Annotated in this window: 16 protein-coding genes; 9 read left to right on the top strand and 7 right to left on the bottom strand. The window is 46.7% G+C overall.

Features of this window, described 5'->3' with window-relative positions:
* Nucleotides 1–30 precede the first annotated feature (30 nt).
* From carB to H8S84_RS18290, 5 genes are all read left to right on the top strand, one after another.
* Nucleotides 31–2,844, top strand: coding sequence for a carbamoyl-phosphate synthase large subunit (carB, locus tag H8S84_RS18310; RefSeq protein ID WP_187068836.1), 2,814 nt, complete (start codon nucleotides 31–33; stop codon nucleotides 2,842–2,844).
* 280 nt (nucleotides 2,845–3,124) lie between these two features.
* Nucleotides 3,125–4,045 carry a hypothetical protein gene (locus H8S84_RS18305; RefSeq protein ID WP_187068835.1) on the top strand — a complete coding sequence of 307 codons (921 nt, stop codon included), beginning with the start codon at nucleotides 3,125–3,127 and terminating at the stop codon, nucleotides 4,043–4,045.
* 784 nt (nucleotides 4,046–4,829) lie between these two features.
* Nucleotides 4,830–5,120 carry a DUF4834 family protein gene (locus H8S84_RS18300; protein ID WP_187068834.1) on the top strand — a complete coding sequence of 97 codons (291 nt, stop codon included), beginning with the start codon at nucleotides 4,830–4,832 and terminating at the stop codon, nucleotides 5,118–5,120.
* Nucleotides 5,121–5,161: 41 nt separating this feature from the next.
* Nucleotides 5,162–7,606, top strand: a complete 2,445-nt coding sequence (locus H8S84_RS18295) for a YfhO family protein (protein ID WP_187068833.1) — start codon at nucleotides 5,162–5,164, stop codon at nucleotides 7,604–7,606.
* 121 nt (nucleotides 7,607–7,727) lie between these two features.
* A complete protein-coding gene (locus tag H8S84_RS18290; RefSeq protein WP_187068832.1) occupies nucleotides 7,728–8,627 on the top strand; it encodes a 1-aminocyclopropane-1-carboxylate deaminase/D-cysteine desulfhydrase in 900 nt (299 codons plus the stop codon).
* Here the strand turns inward: H8S84_RS18290 and H8S84_RS18285 are convergent.
* From H8S84_RS18285 to H8S84_RS18275, 3 genes are read right to left on the bottom strand one after another with little or no spacing between them, the layout of a single operon-like run.
* Complete coding sequence (locus H8S84_RS18285) at nucleotides 8,599–9,777, bottom strand: hypothetical protein (RefSeq protein WP_222621703.1); 1,179 nt, start codon at nucleotides 9,775–9,777, stop codon at nucleotides 8,599–8,601. The two genes, H8S84_RS18290 and H8S84_RS18285, sit on opposite strands and share 29 nt — an antisense overlap.
* An 8-nt stretch (nucleotides 9,778–9,785) precedes the next feature.
* A complete protein-coding gene (locus H8S84_RS18280) occupies nucleotides 9,786–10,949 on the bottom strand; it encodes a glycosyltransferase family 39 protein (protein ID WP_187068830.1) in 1,164 nt (387 codons plus the stop codon).
* A complete protein-coding gene (locus H8S84_RS18275; protein WP_187068829.1) occupies nucleotides 10,939–12,084 on the bottom strand; it encodes a hypothetical protein in 1,146 nt (381 codons plus the stop codon). Before H8S84_RS18275 ends, H8S84_RS18280 begins: the two co-directional genes overlap by 11 nt.
* A gap of 102 nt (nucleotides 12,085–12,186) precedes the next feature.
* Between H8S84_RS18275 and H8S84_RS18270 the strand changes: the two genes are divergently transcribed.
* The gene (locus tag H8S84_RS18270; RefSeq protein WP_187068828.1) at nucleotides 12,187–12,822 is read left to right on the top strand and encodes a DUF4230 domain-containing protein; all 636 of its coding nucleotides are present in this window, start codon (nucleotides 12,187–12,189) and stop codon (nucleotides 12,820–12,822) included.
* Between the two features lie 36 nt (nucleotides 12,823–12,858).
* Here the strand turns inward: H8S84_RS18270 and H8S84_RS18265 are convergent, their stop codons facing one another.
* From H8S84_RS18265 to H8S84_RS18255, 3 genes are all read right to left on the bottom strand, one after another.
* Nucleotides 12,859–13,404 (bottom strand): hypothetical protein, encoded by a 546-nt coding sequence (locus H8S84_RS18265; protein ID WP_187068827.1) that lies wholly within the window; start codon nucleotides 13,402–13,404, stop codon nucleotides 12,859–12,861.
* A gap of 88 nt (nucleotides 13,405–13,492) precedes the next feature.
* A complete protein-coding gene (locus tag H8S84_RS18260) occupies nucleotides 13,493–13,735 on the bottom strand; it encodes a PLDc N-terminal domain-containing protein (RefSeq protein ID WP_187068826.1) in 243 nt (80 codons plus the stop codon).
* A gap of 85 nt (nucleotides 13,736–13,820) precedes the next feature.
* Nucleotides 13,821–14,303: a regulatory protein RecX gene (locus H8S84_RS18255; RefSeq protein ID WP_187068825.1), complete on the bottom strand. Its 483-nt coding sequence runs from the start codon at nucleotides 14,301–14,303 to the stop codon at nucleotides 13,821–13,823.
* A gap of 137 nt (nucleotides 14,304–14,440) precedes the next feature.
* Here H8S84_RS18255 and H8S84_RS18250 point away from each other — a divergent pair, with 137 nt between their 5' ends.
* From H8S84_RS18250 to H8S84_RS18240, 3 genes are all read left to right on the top strand, one after another.
* Nucleotides 14,441–15,319 carry a DMT family transporter gene (locus H8S84_RS18250; RefSeq protein ID WP_187068824.1) on the top strand — a complete coding sequence of 293 codons (879 nt, stop codon included), beginning with the start codon at nucleotides 14,441–14,443 and terminating at the stop codon, nucleotides 15,317–15,319.
* Nucleotides 15,320–15,536: 217 nt separating this feature from the next.
* Entirely contained in the window at nucleotides 15,537–18,137 is a 2,601-nt protein-coding gene (locus H8S84_RS18245) for a DUF5686 and carboxypeptidase regulatory-like domain-containing protein (RefSeq protein ID WP_187068823.1), read from the top strand.
* A gap of 95 nt (nucleotides 18,138–18,232) precedes the next feature.
* Nucleotides 18,233–18,535 (top strand): hypothetical protein, encoded by a 303-nt coding sequence (locus tag H8S84_RS18240; protein WP_187068822.1) that lies wholly within the window; start codon nucleotides 18,233–18,235, stop codon nucleotides 18,533–18,535.
* A 90-nt stretch (nucleotides 18,536–18,625) separates the two neighbouring features.
* On the opposite strand, the gene H8S84_RS18235 is transcribed toward H8S84_RS18240, so the two are convergent.
* Nucleotides 18,626–19,582: an EamA family transporter gene (locus tag H8S84_RS18235; RefSeq protein ID WP_230407253.1), complete on the bottom strand. Its 957-nt coding sequence runs from the start codon at nucleotides 19,580–19,582 to the stop codon at nucleotides 18,626–18,628.
* Nucleotides 19,583–19,657: the final 75 nt, after the last annotated feature.

The following is a 19,657-nucleotide window of genomic DNA, read 5'->3' as shown; positions in this document are numbered from 1 at the left end:
TAACTTTGGGCAATTTATACATACCACACCATGCCTAAAGACACCTCCATTAAATCTGTTCTGATCATAGGCTCCGGTCCGATCGTCATCGGTCAAGCCTGTGAATTCGATTACTCTGGCTCCCAAGCTGCCCGTTCGCTTCGCGAAGAGGGGATAGAGGTTATACTTATCAACTCCAACCCGGCTACTATCATGACCGACCCGGTAACGGCAGACCATGTGTACCTGAAGCCGCTGGAGAAGAAGTATATTATAGAGATCTTAGAGAAGCATAAAATTGATGCCGTACTGCCAACCATGGGTGGGCAGACAGCCCTGAACCTGGCCATTGACTGCGATAAAGCAGGTATTTGGAAGAAGTACGGCGTTCGCATCATAGGTGTGGACATAAAGGCAATCGAGACTACGGAAGACCGTGAAGAGTTCCGCCTGAAAATGCTGGAGCTTGGCGTAAATGTTTGTAAAGGCGAGACAGCCACTTCATTTCTGGAAGGCAAGGAAATTGCGCAGGAAATTGGTTTCCCGCTCGTAATTCGCCCTTCGTTTACACTCGGTGGCTACGGCGGTGGCTTTGTAAATACTCCCGAAGAGTTTGATGCTGCTCTTACCCGAGGTCTGCACGCAAGCCCGGTGCACGAAGTGCTTATCGAGCAAAGTATACTTGGCTGGAAAGAGTACGAGCTGGAGTTGCTGCGCGACAATATCGGCAACGTGATCATCATCTGTTCCATCGAGAACTTTGACCCGATGGGTGTGCACACCGGCGACTCCATCACAGTAGCTCCAGCCATGACATTGCCAGACACGGTGTATCAGCAAATGCGCGACCTGGCCATCAAAATGATGAATGGTATTGGGCAATTTGCCGGCGGCTGTAACGTGCAGTTTTCTGTTAGCCCTGAGGATGACACTATCATCGCCATTGAGATTAACCCGCGTGTATCCCGTTCATCGGCGTTAGCCTCTAAAGCAACTGGTTATCCAATCGCCAAAATCGCAGCTAAACTGGCCATAGGCTATAACCTGGACGAACTAAAGAACGCCATCACTAAAACAACGTCTGCCTATTTTGAGCCTGCCCTGGACTATGTTATCGTAAAGATCCCGCGCTGGAACTTCGATAAATTCCCGGGTGTGAACCGTACGCTTGGCCTGCAGATGAAGTCGGTGGGAGAGGTAATGGGCATTGGTCGTACCTTCCAGGAGGCGCTTCAGAAAGCCTGCCAGAGCTTAGAGATAAAACGCAATGGTATCGGTGCCGACGGCAAGGAAAAAACAGACTACAATTACTTAATCGATAGCCTCAAGAATCCTAGCTGGAACAGACTGTTCAGTATAAAAGATGCCATGCGCATCGGTATACCTACCAACACTATTCATAATCTTACCAAAATAGATCCATGGTTCCTGGCTCAAATAGAAGAGCTGGATATGATGGAGAAAGAAATAGAGAAGTATAATCTGGCTACTTTGCCGGCAGAACTGCTGCGCGAGGCAAAGGTAAAAGGCTACGCCGACCGCCAGATTGCGCACCTGCTTCGTTGCAAAGAGAGCGAGGTATTTAACGTGCGTCAGGAGCTTGGTATCCGTCGCGTATATAAAATGGTAGATACCTGCGCTGCTGAGTTCGAAGCCAAAACACCATACTTTTACAGCACCTTTGAGGGCGAAGACGAAAGTATCGTTACGGATAAGAAAAAAGTTGTAGTGCTGGGCTCTGGTCCTAACCGTATCGGGCAGGGTATTGAGTTCGACTACAGCTGTGTGCACGGCGTATTGGCAGCCAAAGAGTGCGGTTACGAGACTATCATGATCAACTGTAACCCTGAAACGGTAAGTACAGACTTCGATATCTCGGACAAGCTATACTTTGAGCCGGTGTTCTGGGAGCATATCTACGAAATTATACTTCACGAGAAGCCGGAGGGTGTAATTGTGCAGCTAGGCGGACAAACTGCCCTGAAGCTTGCTGAGAAGCTGGATCGCTACGGCATCAAAGTAATGGGAACAAGCTATCAAGCCCTCGACCTTGCCGAAGATCGTGGTTCGTTCTCTTCGCTGCTACGCGACTTAGGTATTCCTTATCCGCCGTTTGCTGTGATCGAAACCGCTGAAGAGGCGCTGGAACTAAGCAAAGAGCTGAAGTTTCCGTTGCTGGTGCGCCCAAGCTACGTATTAGGTGGCCAGAACATGAAGATCGTGATCAACGATAAAGAACTGGAAGCTCACGTAATCGACCTGCTAAAGGATCACCCGGGCAACAAAGTACTGCTAGACCACTTCCTGGACAACGCCATTGAAGCGGAGGCCGATGCCATCTGCGATGGGGAGGATGTTTATATCTGCGGTATTATGGAGCACATTGAGCCGGCTGGTATCCACTCCGGAGACTCTTACGCTGTACTTCCTCCATTCGACCTGAGCGAAAACGTGATGCGCCAGATAGAAGAGCATACAAAGAAGATTGCAGTAGCCCTGAATACGGTGGGTGTGATCAATATCCAGTTTGCCATTAAAAATGAGGTGGTTTATATTATTGAGGCTAACCCTAGAGCGTCGCGCACGTTCCCGTTCATTGCCAAAGCATACCGTGAGCCGTACATCAACTACGCGACCAAGATTATGCTGGGCGAGGCAAAAGTGAAGGACTTTAAGTTTAACCCGCACAAAGAAGGATATGCCATCAAAGTGCCAGTGTTCTCTTACAATAAATTCCCGGAAGTGAACAAGGAGCTTGGTCCTGAGATGAAGTCTACAGGCGAGGCCATTTATTTTATCGACGATCTGCAGGATGATTACTTTACAAAAGTATACTCCGAAAGAAATTTATACTTGAGTAAATAATTATTGGCTGATATTAAAGCAGAAGCCCTCTCCTGATTTCAAGAGAGGGCTTCTGCTTTAATAAAGTATGAGTTGATCTTTACCATACTACGGAGATAAATTACTGCTTAACTTCACCTCCAGAAGCGTAGGGTATTACGCCTGATTTCAAAGCCTGGAAAATAAAATGGAGCGGCAAGGGCAAATACAGAAAAGATGGCCGGATAATTGAGCGTTAATACAAAGCTTAGTTAGAGCTTTGCCCGTAGTGTTAGTTTATGTTGATGATCAAAATTTAAAAATGAAAGAAAGTATACTTTTAAAGGCTAAAGCTGCTTCGGCTTTTTTGCTCTTGTTGATTTTTGCAGCCGGTTGTACAGCACCGCGTGCCGTAATAAACTCAGGTAAGGTAACAGCACCTGGTAAATTTAAGGTTGGTGTTAATTTTGGCGGAAACATCGCCACTGAGCCAATCGGCCAGCTAGATGATATTGCTAAAGCAACGGTAGATGCCATCGCGAAAAAAGACTCTGTTTACTACGACGATGAAATAGAGACTGCCACCAAGGCACTCTTGGCATACTCACTGGATCCGGTAGGGCCTACCTTTGATTTTTACGTGCGCTACGGCTTAGCACCTCGCGTAGATGCAGGATACAAATATGCCTCTGGCGTGCACGTGTTCGATACGCAGTACCAGTTTTTAGGCCCGACAGGCACACCTGAGAACCCGGGTGTAGGCGATTGGTACGGAAGCATTGGGTTGCAGTACGCTGGCCAAAGCTCCGAATGGGTAGATAAGCTGTTCCTAGACAAGTTACAGCCGGTACTGCAGTTCACAGCCAAGCGTAAAGACATCACAGTGCCTTTAATATTTAGTAAGTCTTTTGGCCCAGAGGAGGAAAAAGGAAGTATAGCCTTTGGCGCAGTGTATAACCACACCTTTATCGAGTATGGTTTTGAGCCAGGTGAGTTATTCAAAAAAGTTGGAGGTGAAGTAGATAGGGTAAACCCTCTCATGGAGGAGAATAGCTTCGGTTCTTATGGCCTCTTTGCAAATGCCAGGATTGGCTTTAAGTATGTATATCTTGTGCCGGCTATCACTATTTATTACCAAGACTACGGCAACTATAAATTGCTGAATAATGCTGCTTACAGTTTCTCAGGGCTTACTTTTATTCCGTCTATCGGTTTGCAGGCAAGCTTTGGCAGGGGGAGATAAGGTAGCTTAACCCTCTCCTAAAAAAGTAGATATCTTATGCCGTAAGATTCCATCTTGTGATTAAGGATGGGGTAAGCTTTCATCTTGCGTGGAAGTATGGTTTTCTTTTTTTACTGTCATCCTATAAGGATCTTGGTAAAAGGGAGGTTAAGCAATGGCTATGAAAGGAAATCTTTCTTGATTTAAACGTGTCTACATTTATTTGGCTTTTCGCCTCGCCGGCTAGGCCCTACTTTTTGTCTTGACACAAAAAGTAGGCAAAAAAGTCAAGACGCTCCAAACTCGCTGACCGCTCAAAAAGTGGACCGTCATTTAGTGCACCTGGCTAAGGTTGTTGCTTTTTAGCTAGGAGGTTCTATACTTATATGCATATCGCAACAGACGCTAGCTAAGAAGTGTCCTTTCCAGTTCTTGGGTTGAGCGTCTTCTATTGTTACGGTGCCCGCCAGGGCAGCCCGCAGCGGAGCGAGGAGCAGCTTCAATAGACAGCGCCATGGCCAAGGACGAGGCCTCCCGGCCTTGAGGGCACCAAAGCTAGAGGTGAAACAAGGCAGCAAATAAGACTGAGGAATACAGGCTGCTAGATAAAATGGCAGAATCAAAGTCTAAATCAACCTTACAAACAGCAGCGGAACTAACCCAAACTCCCAAGCATTAACCAACTATACTTCTTATCTTTGCAACATCCAGCCAAAACGGCATAAACAAAATCGTTGGCAAAAGATTTGTATAACAGGATAGGTACTGTATTTGCAGTATAACCGTTAAGCAACAAAGCATTAGCATGATCAAATTCATATTTGTTACCCTACTCATTATCTTCTTCATCCGTTTGGTAGCGCCATTTCTATTCAGGTTCCTGATCGGGTTGTTTTTGAAAAAGAGCCTTCGCAATGGCACGTTCTTTTACAGCAACATGAAGCAGCAGCAACAGGCTTATCAGGACTTCCATAGAAACAACAGCGAGAACAATGGTAAGACTAAGGGAGGCGTTAAAATAGACTACATGCCAGAGCAGAAAGGCCGCAAGGATTTCGACGGCGGCGAGTATGTGGATTATGAAGAAGTAAAATAAAACTAGTATCTTTCAACTCCTGTTTTAGGATTTTGAAAGATATGACAACACCCTTCAACTTCAAGCGTGACGTGCTCCCGCACGTTATTGCTGTAGCAGTTTTTCTACTATTAACAGCGGTGTATTTTGCACCGGTACTGTTCGAAGACAAAGGCCTTTCGCAGCACGACATCCTGCAGTTTAAAGGCGGCGCCAAAGAGATACAAGACTATCGGGAGGCCACCGGCGAAGAAGCCCTCTGGACTAATTCCATGTTCAGCGGTATGCCATCTTACCTCATCAACACCCGCTATCCCGGCGACTGGTCTGGCGTAATCCATTCTATACTTACTTTTGATATGCCTGCCCTGGCGGGTAATATTTTCATCACGCTGCTGTGCGCCTACATTCTGTTTGTAGCCATGGGCATGAGCTCGTGGCTCGCTATCATAGGGGCTATCGCCGTTTCCTTTACCTCTTATAACATCATTATCCTAGAGGCAGGGCACAATACTAAATCACTTACCATTGCTTATATCCCGATGGTTTTGGCTGGTTTGATTGTGGCGCTGCGCCGTAACCTGTTGCTGGGTGCTGCCCTGTTTGCGCTGGGCCTAACCCTGAACCTGCACTTCAATCACCTGCAGATGACGTACTACATGCTCCTGCTTGTAATCGTTTTTGGTATTGCGGAGGTTGTGTTCGCTGTGAAAAACGGCACGATTGCAGAGCTTCTAAAACGTGGCGCTGTATTGCTTGTGGCTGCCATACTTGCAGTGGGTGTAAACTTTGGCAGGCTTTATACTACGGCAGAGTATACCGAGCACAGCATCAGGGGCAAGTCTGAGCTAACGCAGCCAAACAGCGGTGAGAATGTTGGCAGTGGCTTAGACAGGGAGTATGCCTTTAACTGGAGCTATGGCGTAAGCGAAACCATGACATTGCTGATACCAGACTTCTACGGTGGCAGCAGCAGTTCTTCTTTAGAAACTGACTCTGAAACATACAATGCTCTTTTGAATTTAGGAGCCCCACCGGCACAAGCCGAGCAAATCGTAAAGCAGGGCTTGCCAATGTACTGGGGGCCACAGCCCATGACAAGCGGACCAGTTTATGTGGGTGCCATTATGGTGTTCCTGTTCGTGTTGGGCCTGTTCATCGTAGATCGTCGCTGGACCAGCTGGCTGGTAGCCGGAACCATACTTTCTATCGTGCTGGCTTGGGGTAAGAACTTCGAGGCATTTAACTACTTCATGTTCGATTACTTCCCGCTGTACAACAAGTTTAGAGCGGTTTCATCGGCACTGGTTATTGCCCAGATCACTATTCCGTTTTTGGGTATGCTTGCCCTATGGAGGTTGTTCAGAGACTACGGCCAGATAAAAGATCTGGATAAAAAGCTGTTGCTATCAGGAGGTATAACCGGAGGCATTTGTTTGCTGGTTTGGCTTTTTGCCGGCACCGCCAGCTTTACTTCTCCAGTAGACCAGCAGCTGATACAGGCGCAATTCCCGATAGATGCTATCCGTGCCGACCGTGAAGGCATGATGCGTTCCGATGCCTTGCGTTCGCTGGTATTTATACTTCTGGCAGCAGGCATTTTATACTTCTATGTTAAGAACAAACTGTCTGCAACGATAGCCATTGCCGGAGTAGGTTTACTTGTACTTGTTGATCTTTGGGCAGTGGACAAGCGCTACCTGAACAACGACGATTTCCAGCGCCAGGTAGTAGCCAATTATTTCCAGCCAACGCAGGCTGACCAAATGATCTTGCAGGACAAAGACCTGAGCTATCGTGTGATCTACTTGCCAAATCCGTTTAACGATGCCCGCACCTCATACTACCATAAGTCGATTGGTGGTTACCATGGTGCCAAGCTGCGCCGTTATCAGGACGTGATTGATCGTCACATTTCTCAGAATAACCTGGAAGTATACCGCATGCTGAACACGCGTTATGCCATTACAGGCGATCAGCAGCAGCCGGTGCAGCGTGTGCCGGGCGCATTGGGCAATGCCTGGTTTGTGGAGAGTGTAAAGTTGGTGCAAACTCCGGATGCGGAACTGGAAGCGCTGAGCGATTTTGATGCTTCTAAAACGGCCGTAGTAGATGTAAGTAAATTCCCGATACAAAAGCAGAACTACACTGCCAACAACGCAAACATTGAGCTGGTAGAGTATAATCCGAATAACCTGAAGTATGAGTACCAGGCAGCGCAGGACGGTTTGGTTGTGTTCTCGGAAGTATACTATGCGGATGGCTGGCAGGCATACTTAGATGGTGAGCCTGTAGACCATATCAGAGCCAACTATATTCTGCGTGCCATGCAGGTGCCTGCTGGTAAACATACTATCGAATTTAAGTTTGCTCCAAAGTCATACTTCCTAGGTAACACCATCTCACTTGTTTCTTCTATCCTACTTATCATGGTAGTGCTAGGTGCCATTGCCTATGGTGTGAAGAAAAAACAGCGCGTAAAGGAAGTGGAGCAGGTTAAAGGCTAAGAATCATAAGTATAAAGTATAAATAGAACCCCAGCCAACGCTGGGGTTTTTTATTTGTTTGAGCGGTAATTGTCATTTCTAACCAGTGAGAAATGACAGCAGAGTTTGATTACCTTTGAGCATGGAAGCACCACTGCAACAGCTACAGGACCCGCTGCTGAAGGCGCATGGCATTACGCTGTGGATAAAGCGAGAAGACCTGCTGCATCCGCACATATCTGGCAATAAGTGGCGTAAGCTAAAGTATAATCTGCAGGCAGCGAAGGAGCAGCAGAAAACCACTTTACTTACTTTTGGTGGCGCCTACTCCAACCATATAGCCGCCACGGCAGCAGCTGGTAAAGAGTACGGCTTCAAAACTATAGGCATCATCAGGGGAGAAGAGCATCTGCCTCTGAATCCAACCCTTAGCTTTGCCGCCTCATGTGGCATGGAGCTACACTATATCTCCCGTGAAAAGTATAAACTCAAACACGAAGAATCTTTTTTGCTGGAGCTGGCAGCGCAGTTCAACAATCCTTTCCTAATACCCGAAGGTGGCACGAATAATTTTGCCGTGAAAGGCTGCACCGAAATCGTGCAGGACATCAACATAAATTACGATTACATCTGTTGCGCTGCAGGTACTGGTGGCACTATAGCTGGCATTATTGCAGGCTCGGCAGGGGAGAAGCAGGTGCTGGGTTTTCCGGCGCTAAAAGGAGGAGAGTTTCTGCACCAGGAAATTGAGGAACTGGTACACAACTACAGCGGACAAAAGTATAGCAACTGGCAACTTATCACCGACTACCATTTCGGAGGCTATGCGAAGGTAAAGCCGGAACTGGTAAATTTTATTAAAGCTTTCCAGGAGCAGCACCAGATACCGCTGGAGCCAATCTATACCGGCAAAATGATATACGGCTTGTTTGACCTGATAAAGAAAGGCTACTTGAAAAGAGGAGCTACCATTGTAGCAGTGCATACCGGTGGCCTGCAAGGCAACGCTGGGTTTAAGGAGCGGCTGGGACTGCAGCTTTAGCAGAAGGTTTATACTTAGGCCACCACTTCTCCAGTTGCCAACTGATCCCAATACTGCCATACATAAACACGAAAGCAATCAGGCTCATCAGAAATCTGCCGTTCCAGTCTTCGCTGGTTACGGTGGTAATAAAGCACTGCTGCAGCAATAGGAACGCTACAAACATACTGAGCGGTAGAGGCATTCTCTTTGTAGCCACCATGGCTTTAACTGAGAAGAAGTACAGCGGGTAGAGCACCAGCACGATAACCGCATTGTGCAGCACAGAGTAAAATGGCTTCACATTGCCCCAGAACAACAGGAAGCGATACAGCGACATACGCAGGAAATAGGAAGTATTCTCTTTGATAAACAGCAACATCTTTGCTAGCGGAGAAGCATCTGCAGGAGGCATTACAATGGGTTTGTCTGAGTGCACTAGCAGGCCATCGTACCAGAAAATAAGCTGCCCTTTTTGGTACGTTTCCACAATCGTAAATTGCTGCAGCAGGTATCTGTCTACAACAAGTATGGCGGCCAATGGTATTAGGGTTACAAGCAGTGCAAGTACAGTTTTATACTTAGTACTCCGGATAGAGGTAAAAGCTATCGTGAACAGGTAAGCAAAGTAAGCTACGAAGGCAATAAAGCCATTGGGCCGTATGAGGGCAATATAAAACAGCACCGGCACCACCCACACCGACTGCCTTATACTTCGAGACTTAGCAAGGAGGTGAAAAGCGAAGATCAGCGAACTGATATACAGGCTTTCGGTAAGTATAAAACCGTTGTAGAACTGCAGGTCGTACCAGCCAATAAACAGCAGGGTAGCCAGCACCGGTGCTATGTAATTACCTGCCAACCTGTGGGTGGTTTTGTAAAGGGCAACCGCAGCCAAGCCCGAAATTAATGTCTGGCAAATTATGACTCCCTTCAAACCGAAGCCAAGCTTAAAGATCACAGCCAGAAAGATAGGGTAGCCCACATACTTTAACTGGTAGTTGTCCGCAAAGTAAAAATGCTCGGCAATGTTGCGGCCATAGGTTACATAGGCCTCCGAATCGCCCATAACACGCACGCCATACCGGAAGATAAAAAACGACTGCAGCGCCAGCCAAAGTATAGCCAGACCGTATTGCAGGTGTCGTTCTTTTGGTAAGGGAATAGGCATGGTGCGCATCATCTATTGAGTATATTTTTAACAACTATTCTTGCTCCGGCTACACCAGTGATCATCACTAGAGGTATTAGCGGAATTACAAAACGGCTATCCCAATCCTCCACGGTAAAAGCGACAATGGCTGTTTGCAAAAGGATAACTGTAAGTATAAAAGCTTTGGTATCACCCCAGCCTTTACTCCTGAAGAACGGAACAGAGAATAAGTACAAAGGATAAATTACCAAAATAATCAGCAACTGGTGGAATAGCGAATAGTATGGTTTTGCATAAGCTACAAACAAGCCCAGCTTTAGCAGGAGCAGCTTTAGGAAATACATGGGGTGCTCACCGATAAAGGTTGTGATCCTGAGTACAGGAGGCTGGTTTACAGGCGGTGTAGTTACCTGGTACTCCTGCGGATTTAAGGCGAACATGTTGGAGGCATAAATCACACTGCCAGAGGCATAGGTTTCCACTACCTTAAATGTAACAAGCAGGTACTTGTCCAGCGCAAGAAAAGCCAGTAACAGGGCACCTGCCAGTGCTACTGCGCTGGTAAGCTTATACTTCCGTAACAGGTCGCGCTGGGTATACAAAAAGTACAGCAGCACACCAACGAGTACAATGAAGCCGTTTGGCCGTAATACTGTAGTAAAGCCAGCTGCCAGCAAGGCCGGTAACAGAGACATAAAGCTGGTGGCCCGGATGGTGAAGTATAGCGTGATAAGTATAAAGCTGGTGAAAAGCGATTCAGTCAGGATGTAGTAGTTGAGATACTGCACGTCCTTCCAAAGTATAAATAATAGTGTTGCGGCAAAGGCTGCAATGCTACTGCTATGTGTTAGTGCTTTAGCTATTTTGTAAAGGCAAATGGCCGCGAAGCCCGAGAAAGCTACCTGTGCCAGTATAGCAGCCGGTAAGCTAAGTCCGGTTTTCAAAAAGAAGCCTAGGAAAAAGATGTAGCCAAGGTAGCGGTTATCATGTGCACCAGCTGTAATTCCGTTTGCTGCCACCTCTGTGGCGTAAGGTATGTAACGGAAGGTGCTATCCGGAACAAGCTTAACACTATACTGCTGGTAAAGCCGCAACTGTACTAATAACCACAGCACTACAAGCAGCCCCACGCCAAACTTCCCGAGGTACCCGGACAACAGGCTGATGAACTTTAACAGCTTATCCTTCATGATTGGCTAGTTTAGTTACCATGCCTGTAGCAGCAAGTATAAAAACGAATGGTAGCAGCGGTACTATAAACCGGTTGTCCCAGTCTACAGCAATAACGGTAACCATTAACGTATGCAATGCGGCTAATATCAAGAAGAAAACCGTAAACAGCGTTGCCTTCGCCCTGTATAGGTAAACGCCTGCGAAATAATAAAGCGGCAGGAAGAATAGCAGTATCACCACGTTGTGCACCACAGAATAGTACGGTCGTATCTGTGCCCAAAACAGAAGGAACCTGCCGGCCAACAATTTTATGAATGTCACTGGCTGCTCCAACATCAGCGTAAAGAGGCGCTGTATTACCCAAGCCTCACCTGCTGGAGCAGGTGCTACAACCGGTGAAGTATAGCCGCTGTAGCCTTGTATAAACCGGCCGGCTGTGTAATACCCGATCGGAGAGAATATTTCCAGGAAAAAGGCGGCCACTGCTATAAGCACAAAGAGAAGAACCGTAGCTGCAACTGCCCTACTATACCTGCTCCTGAAGTATAAACCCAGGCCCCTTCTGAACACAAGTGCAGCAGCCACGGCAAGAGCCACAAAGAAGCCGTTAGGGCGCAGAAAGCAGATAATGGCCAACAGCACTGCAAGGGTTAAATACTGTTGCCTTTGCCTTGCCACCAGCACAAAGTATAAAATAAAAACCGACAGGCTAATGTAAAGCGACTCTGTGTGCACGTACAGGTTCCAGAACTGCAGATCGGGCCATAGTATAAAAAACAGCGTGGCAAATATGGCAGCCTTTCTGCTTCCGGAAATAAAAATGGTGCTCTTAAACAGGAAAACAGCTGCCGCCCCGGATACAAGCGTTTGGAAAAGCAGCACACTAACTACAGGAAGTTTTGCAACGTGCAGGAAGAATGCCAGCAGCAACGTGTATGAAGTATAAAACTTTGCGCTATCCAGATACCAGTCAGCTGTGTTGCTGGCCAACGCATCGGCGTAGGCAAAGTACCGGTGGCTATCATAAACGATGCGTATCCCGTACCAATAGTAAAGTATAACCTGCATTAGCAGCCAGGCAGGTACCAGGCAGTAGGTCAGTCTTTCTTCTGACAGCGAAAAAAATGAATGCGTTTTGGGGATGAAAGACATGAATTATTGTTACTGCTTATACAAATATAACAGTTGCTGCATAACAGCGGAAGTTGTTAACTAATTAGATTTCATTGTAAAAGCAAGATAAGCTTAGCAAATATGCCCTTACTCCGACTTGTAATAAAGCTCATACCCTGGATCATTGTACTTGTGGCCGGGTTCTTTTTCTGGCGTTTTGTGAAGGATGTTTTCGGCGAAGACGCTGGAGATAAAGCGCCTAAGGTGGTAGTAAACTACAACACCATACTTACTTCTGTGGAAGACCTGGGCAAGATGGAGCTGGTGCGCTACAACTTCAAGGACGTAGTGGAATATGAGAAAAATGTGTCGCGGTTTGTGCCCAATTCCAAGGTAGTGCTGATCGTTTCCGGTGAGGCGGTAGGCTGCGTAGACTTTACGAAGATAACCTCGGCAGACATTGTTTTCGAAGGTGACTCATTGGTGCAGATCGGTGTGCCGGAGCCCGAGATTTGCTACTACAAAGTAGACCACAGTAAATCCAAAGTCTTCAGCAAAGAGAACACCTACTTTCAGGATGCCGCACTGGTAGAGGAAAGCTACAAGTATGCCGAGCAGAACGTGAAGAAGGCTGCCCTTAACTCTGGTATACTTCGACAGACGCAGGAGAATGCAGAAAAGGTGCTGAAGCCGATGCTGGAGGAAATTACAGGTCGCCGTGTGGTGCTGGTGCAGCAGCGCAGAATTCAGAACCCAGAGCTGCCGCCGAAGCGGTAGTTTATATTTAATTTAATGTCTTGGCTAAAATGAGCCTTAGTTCTTTTTAGCTCTTGTTAAGCTAAGTAGTTTTTCATTCAGAACATTGACTAAGTTCTCTGCTTCCTTTTTACTTAGAGTCTGACCAAAAACTTTGTTATTTCCATAGTACCCAAACTGTATTTGACCGCCAGTAATCCCATACATTCTGAATATTAAAGGGGACGTTTGTTTTGTCACCACTCTGAAATTGTCTATTTGGCTTAATTCATACTTTCTTTTAGAGGTCAAGATTGTGCCAAGCTTTTGGACTGTTAGCTCCTGAGCATTTAACTCAACTCTCTCTCTTCCATTTAGGTGCCACAGGAAGTATTTGAGTACGAGCACTCCTGCCAGTGTAATTAGAGTTGTGAAAATAATTAGCTCACCGTCTATTTTTTCTGGATTGGTAGCTAAGCCATAAAATATCGTCAATGTGATACCAGCCCAAACCAGCAACCAAGCCCCAGTAAGAAATAGAACCAAGTAGTTCGCTTCTCTTTTAAGCGTTACTACAAGTCTACTATGCTCGCCAGATTTTATTCTCACATTCTCTTTTATCATTCCTATTAAGCTCAACTATGGTATAAACAGAAGTCTATTCCGTTTATCTGCACTATATGTGGTATAAGTTTATCAAGCTTAAAAGCGTCTACTGGTAATCCGGCTTAACTTTCTGCCCTCTTCCAATCAGCAAGTAAAGTATACAGCCTAGAACCGGCAGGAAAATGATAATGATTGCCCAGATGAGTTTATTAGTGCTGTCTTTGAAGCGGCTTGTTAGTAAGTCTATAATTGCCCATAGCCACAGCAAAGCCGGAAGTGCCAAGAAGATAAGAAGGATGAAAAGCTCCAGTAGCCCAATACCACCGATGAAGAGGAGTGAGTGTATCATGATATAAGTTTGTTTACTAGCCGCAGCTAAAGATTAGTTTTATCTAATATATGAATTAGTGCGGATAAACCAAGCAGCTCAGTGCTCAAGATTCCAGTCCTTTAATCGCATCCTGCACCAGGTCACCTTCATAGCCTTTGCTCATCAGGTAGTAGGCCAGTTTCTGGCGGCGGGCAAAGGGGTTCTTTTCTTTTTCGTTGGCGTTTTTCTTTTCCAGCAGCTGCAGCAGGTTTTGCTCGTATACTTCGGGGTCAATTTCCTTCATGCCTTGCTTGATGCAGTAGTCGGAGATGCCCTTGCTTTTAAGCCCCTGCATAATTTTGCGGCGACCCCACTTTTTCAGGCTATACTTGCCGCGCACGTAGCTTTGGGCATAGCGTTCCTCGTCAATTAGTTTTTCCTGGCTCAGGCGCACGATAAGTTCCTCCACATCGTCGGGTTCTAAACCATAAGTGTAGAGCTTGTCGCGCACTTCTTGTTGGGTGCGGTCCTGGTAGGCGCAGTAGGCGGCGGCTTTAATCAAAGCCTCTTTGGGGGTATAAGTCTTTTGTTTTTTCTGGCGATCCAAAACAGTGTGGTTGGTTACTCAAATATAAACAAGTTGCCGTAAAGCAGAGTTCTGGTTTTTACACTTTATAGTTCTGTTAAAAAAGCTTCTTTCGCAAAGTATAAACCCAGACATTTGTACTGAAAACAATATCGGGTATGTTATCAAAAGGAGTACAGCACATGTTGCTGTCTACGTTCTTCTTTTCTCTGATGAACGTGTGCGTGAAGGAGGTATCGCATATACCGGCGGTGGAGATCATACTTTTCCGCTCCGGCATTTCGCTGGTTATGAGTTGGGCCATGCTCAAGCGTCAGAATGTGCCGGTATTGGGGACCCATCACGGCCTGCTGATTGCACGGGGAGTGGCCGGAGCAGCAGCACTTATCCTGTTCTTTATCACGCTCCAGAATATACCGCTGGCTACAGCCGTCACCATACAGTACCTTTCTCCCATCTTTACCACCATACTAGGAGTCTTTATTGTGAAAGAGAAGGTAAAGCCGTGGCAGTGGGTGTTCTTCCTGATTTCCTTTTCAGGCATATTGGTTATTGAGGGGGTGGATGTGCGTATCTCGCCTTTATTCTTAAGTTTGGGTATAGCAAGTGCCTTGTTTGCTGGCATCGCCTACAACATGATCCGGAGGCTGAACACCCGGGAGCACCCGCTGGTAATCGTATTTTATTTTCCGTTAGTGGCACTGCCTATTACCGGCCTGTACTCTCTTTTTAACTGGGTGCAGCCTGTTGGCTGGGACTGGCCCATACTTATACTAGTGGGGGTGCTAACCCAACTGGCACAGTACTACATGACCATGGCCTATCAGTCGGAAGAACTCTCTAAAGTGGCTACACTAAATTACATCGGCATTATTTACGCATTGTTCCTGGGGTACATCTTCTTCGGCGAAACGTTTAATGTTTGGTCTTATGCAGGTATGGCACTGGTGTTGGTGGGCGTTATACTTAATATAGGCTACAAAAACAGGCTGGCTAAAAAAGAGGCCCTTGCAGCTGCAGACTCCAAACAAGTATAACGCTTATACTTTTTGGTAGATAAAATATAAACACAACCTGCTGCGTTTAGCGTTATAAGTATAAATTGCACTATCAGCAGGAAGAGGTGTGGCTTTTTCTGGTAAACCAGGCAACCAGCTAGCCGTTTATAACATCTCTTTCGTAGTGCAGTGGTAAAGCAAGTATACATTAATGTGGCTGCTTTACCTAATCATCCGGACTCTAAACGCTTCATGCATGCGCCCTTTTTACCTGTCGTTACTACTGCTTCTGATGTTTGTACCCATGCTTGCCCAGGCAGGTATACTTAAAGGTCGTGTTACAGACGAAAACGGCCAGGGCTTACCCTTTGCCAGCATTTACATCAACGAGACAGCCAGCGGCACCGCTACTAACGACCAGGGCTACTATCAACTGCAACTCGAGCCTGGTACTTATTCATTAGAATTTAAGTATGTAGGCTACCGTGCCCGCAACGAAAAAGTAACCATTACCGACGGCACCAAAGAACTGAATGTGCAACTGATGCCGGAGGTGCTAAACCTGAAAGAGGTAGTGGTGCATGCTGCCAACGAAGATCCTGCCTTTGCCATTATGCGCAACGCCATCCGGTTGCGCAAGTACCACCAGAACGAGGTAAACGCATGGCAGGCTCAAGTATACATGAAAGGAGTTTACCGCCTGGATAAAGTGCCGCCAAAGGTGCTGGGCATAAAAGTGGTGGACGTGGACACAGGTATTGTATACTTGTCGGAGTCGGTGTCGGTGCTCAACTTTAAGAAGCCGAACAAGATTCACGAACGGATGATCTCGAGTAAAGTAAGTGGCCAGAAAAAAGGCTTCAGCTTTAACCAGGCATCCGAAATGAACATCAGCTTTTACGATAACCTGCTAAAAGTGCAGGGGCTAAGTGAGCGCGGTTTTGTGTCGCCGCTGGCCAATAACGCCTTGTTCTTTTACCGCTACGAGTACCTGGGCACTTTCGAAGAAAACGGCCGCACTATCAACAAAATAAAAGTTATCCCCCGCCGTAAGAACGACCCCGTTTTCTCGGGCAACATTTACATTGTAGACGGCAGCTGGCGCATCCACAGCACCGATTTAAAGCTTACAAAAGATGCCGGTATCGAGTTTGTAGACTGGATTCGGGTGCGGCAGGTTTATGCGCCTGTGGCTGCTCAGGTATGGATGCCGGTATCGCAGCGGTTTAGTTTTGAGGCTGCCGGGTTAGGCTTTAAGGGCGGCGGCTATGCTATGGGTGTGTACTCCAGGTATAAAGTACAGCCAGCTTACAGCAAGCCTCCTGTGGTAGAGGAAATAGAGCCGGAAACGGAGAAGGAAGCGCTTGCACAGGCAAAATCTCCTCGAAAGGCTAAATTCAAGGTGATCAAACCGAAAGAAATAGCACCCGAGGATCAGCAACCTGTGGTAGATGAAAAACTGCTTTCGAAAAAAGAAGTGCTGGCGATAGAGAAGGAGGCCAATACCCGCGATTCGGCCTATTGGGCATCAGTAAGGCCGGTGCCGCTAACGCAGGAGGAGGTAAAAGACTACTCCAAGAAGGATAGCATGGAGGTGATCAAAAACTCAAGAGCCTACAAAGATTCTGTTGATGTTATTCGCAACAAACCCTCTATCGGCAACTTCCTGCTCGGAGGCTATACTTATACGAATAGCTATGAGCGTAAACGACTTGAATTTGATCCTATTCTGGGGCTAACTGGCGGGCCAAGTATACTGCAGTACAACACTGTAGAGGGCGTGGCGGCTGATGTACGGATGACCTACATTAAAAGCTTCGAAGACCGGCGTGCCTATGCTATAGAGCCAACAATTAGGTATGGCTTTGCCAACGAGAAGCTGAATGCCAAGCTGCGGCTGAGTTACAGCTACGACCCGTTTAAGAACAGCAACATACAGGTAGAGGGTGGCCGCTACATTTACCAGATCAACAACCTGAATCCCATCTCGCCATTTGTGAACACGGTTTACTCGCTGGCATTCGAGAAAAACTACATGAAGCTGTACCAGCGCGACTTTGCGCAGGTATCGTGGCGTACGGAGCTGCTGAATGGCCTGAACCTGAATGCCAACCTGAACTATGCGCACCGCATGCCGCTACAAAACAGCACCGATTTTACCTTCAGAAACAGAGACGGTGAGGAGGAGAGTAGGTTTACATCCAATGTGCCCATAAACAGCGAGTTGGAGGATGCCTCGTTTACAACCCACGAAGCCCTTACCCTAACAGCAGGGCTAAGCTTTAAGCCCGGCATGAAGTACATCACCCGTCCCGATGATAAAATTAACATCGGCTCCAAGTACCCTCGGTTTACCCTGAGCTACCGCGGAAGTATAAAAGCGTTGGGCAGCGATGTGCAGTACAGCATGGCCAACCTGACCATCAGCGATAATGTTAGTTTTGGCTTGTTCGGGGCCAGCGAGTACAGCCTTACTACCGGCACTTTCTGGGGAAAAGAAGACATGCGCCTGATGGACTACAAGCACTTTAACGGCAACCGTACTTTCTTTGCGGGCACTTACAGCGGTTTTCAGCTACTGGATTACTACCGCTACAGCACTAACAACAAGTATCTGGAGGCGCATTACGAGCATCATTTCAATGGTTTTCTGTTTAACAAGGTGCCCCTGTTCCGTAAGCTGAAATGGCAGGAGGTGGTAAGCCTGAACTACCTGAACACCAAAGAATCCAGGAACTACCTGGAGCTTGGTGTGGGAATAGAGCACATCTTTAAAATAGTTCGGGTTGATTTTGTAACGTCTTTCCAGGAGGGTAATAAGGCTAGGGCTGGCTTTCTGATAGGCGTAGGCTTCTAGAGCAGGTGTTTCTGTGTGTTTAGTAAAGCGGCTTAAGATAACTAATTAGCGCTGCGGCCGTTAAAAATAACCAAATAGGTAATTTAAATACGCACATGAAAACATTAGCAAATATATTTAAAACAGGGATAGCTGTAGCTTTTGCTGCAGTCATTGGGTTTGGCTGCGGCCATCAGGATACCGACATCGATGACGATACTGGCACAGCCGAAGCTATAGTTGAAAGCGATCCATCAGCTGCTAATCTAAATGAACCACGCCCTGCACCGATAGGAGACACCTCTGTTACAGCAGAGCAGGCAGATCGCTTTGGTGAGATGAGTCCAAACCAGGATTCTGCGGCACGGGCCATGGAGAGGCTTGACAAGATCAAAAGACAGCGAGAAAAAAACCAGTAACTTATAAAGTATAAAAGCACAGCCCCGGTAGTTAGTTTACTACCGGGGCTGTGCTTTTATACTTCCGTTAGAGTTTATCTTATACTTGTGTTATTTCCCTACAGCAGTAGTGCCTACAGGTGGTATCACCAAACCGTCACCTCTTTTTTTGCGCCCTTTCAGGTTCAAATTGTAGATGATCACCGAAATAAAGATAGTAACATATGCTGCTACTTTTAGCGGTGTGGTTTGCTCGCCGAAGTATAAAAAGGCCATAACAAAGTTCAGGATGGGATTGATGTACATCAAAATGCCAATAGTGCCTGAAGTAAGTTCTTTTAGCGCGTACAGGTTAAAGAAAAGCGGCAATACAGTAAACACCGCGCTCAGTACCACAACATTCAGGTAAAAGTCAGTACCCAGCACAACGGCGGCACCCTCGCTGAAATAACTGTAAAATGGCCCGATAAAGGTAAAGGAAAGCAATAGCTGCAGCGTTAGCAGCACAATCTTATCATACGCTTTCAGAATGCGCTGCGTGATCAGATAAAAGGCGTAGCTCAGGGCAATAAACAAGCTAAACAACAGGCTAGTGATCTCTCCGGAGCCCACCAGCGCACAACTTACTGCACTAAGGGCAATGGCTATCCACTGGTTCAGGCGCAGCTCTTCCTTCAAAAGTATAAACCCAAGCACCGCCGTGATAATCGGGCAGAGCAGATAAGAAAAAGAGCCGGTTTGAATGTTGATGTGGTTGATCACATAAATAAATAACAGCCAGTTAACCGTTAGCAGCGCCCCACCCAGGAAAGTATAAAGCATAAATTTCTTCCTGTCCTTTGGCTGGCTGTTTTTTACAAGCTGCAACGTGCCTTTTACCTGCTTCTTTCTGAAAAGCAAACAAATGGCCAGCAGCAGCGCTACCGACAGTGCTACCCTAAAGTATAGAATCTGCCCGCTGGGATATTCTGCCAGTGCTTTTAGCGGGAAAGGTATAAATCCCCAGATGATAAAAGCCCCCAGGCCAGCAGCGTAATATGGTTTTTTATTGATAGTATCCAACGTCAAAAAATAAACTGCGCAAAGGTACGTAATCCGTAGCCTGATCAGTGATTGTAGCCAACATTTCTGGTTTAAAAAATG

The sequence above is a fragment of the Pontibacter cellulosilyticus genome (assembly GCF_014306105.1).
GTDB lineage: Bacteria > Bacteroidota > Bacteroidia > Cytophagales > Hymenobacteraceae > Pontibacter > Pontibacter cellulosilyticus.
Note: the sequence above shows the minus strand (reverse complement) of the source record. Positions and strands in the feature narration are given on the sequence as shown.

Coding starts and splice junctions, on each gene's coding strand:
- H8S84_RS18270 (WP_187068828.1), top strand. CDS start 12,187: ATGCCCTTACTCCGACTTGTAATAAAGCTCATACCCTGGATCATTGTA.
- H8S84_RS18300 (WP_187068834.1), top strand. CDS start 4,830: ATGATCAAATTCATATTTGTTACCCTACTCATTATCTTCTTCATCCGT.
- H8S84_RS18240 (WP_187068822.1), top strand. CDS start 18,233: ATGAAAACATTAGCAAATATATTTAAAACAGGGATAGCTGTAGCTTTT.
- H8S84_RS18305 (WP_187068835.1), top strand. CDS start 3,125: ATGAAAGAAAGTATACTTTTAAAGGCTAAAGCTGCTTCGGCTTTTTTG.
- H8S84_RS18280 (WP_187068830.1), bottom strand. CDS start 10,949: ATGAAGGATAAGCTGTTAAAGTTCATCAGCCTGTTGTCCGGGTACCTC.
- H8S84_RS18245 (WP_187068823.1), top strand. CDS start 15,537: ATGCGCCCTTTTTACCTGTCGTTACTACTGCTTCTGATGTTTGTACCC.
- H8S84_RS18295 (WP_187068833.1), top strand. CDS start 5,162: ATGACAACACCCTTCAACTTCAAGCGTGACGTGCTCCCGCACGTTATT.
- H8S84_RS18260 (WP_187068826.1), bottom strand. CDS start 13,735: ATGATACACTCACTCCTCTTCATCGGTGGTATTGGGCTACTGGAGCTT.
- H8S84_RS18250 (WP_187068824.1), top strand. CDS start 14,441: ATGTTATCAAAAGGAGTACAGCACATGTTGCTGTCTACGTTCTTCTTT.
- H8S84_RS18290 (WP_187068832.1), top strand. CDS start 7,728: ATGGAAGCACCACTGCAACAGCTACAGGACCCGCTGCTGAAGGCGCAT.
- H8S84_RS18285 (WP_222621703.1), bottom strand. CDS start 9,777: ATGCCTATTCCCTTACCAAAAGAACGACACCTGCAATACGGTCTGGCT.
- H8S84_RS18275 (WP_187068829.1), bottom strand. CDS start 12,084: ATGTCTTTCATCCCCAAAACGCATTCATTTTTTTCGCTGTCAGAAGAA.
- H8S84_RS18265 (WP_187068827.1), bottom strand. CDS start 13,404: ATGATAAAAGAGAATGTGAGAATAAAATCTGGCGAGCATAGTAGACTT.
- carB (WP_187068836.1), top strand. CDS start 31: ATGCCTAAAGACACCTCCATTAAATCTGTTCTGATCATAGGCTCCGGT.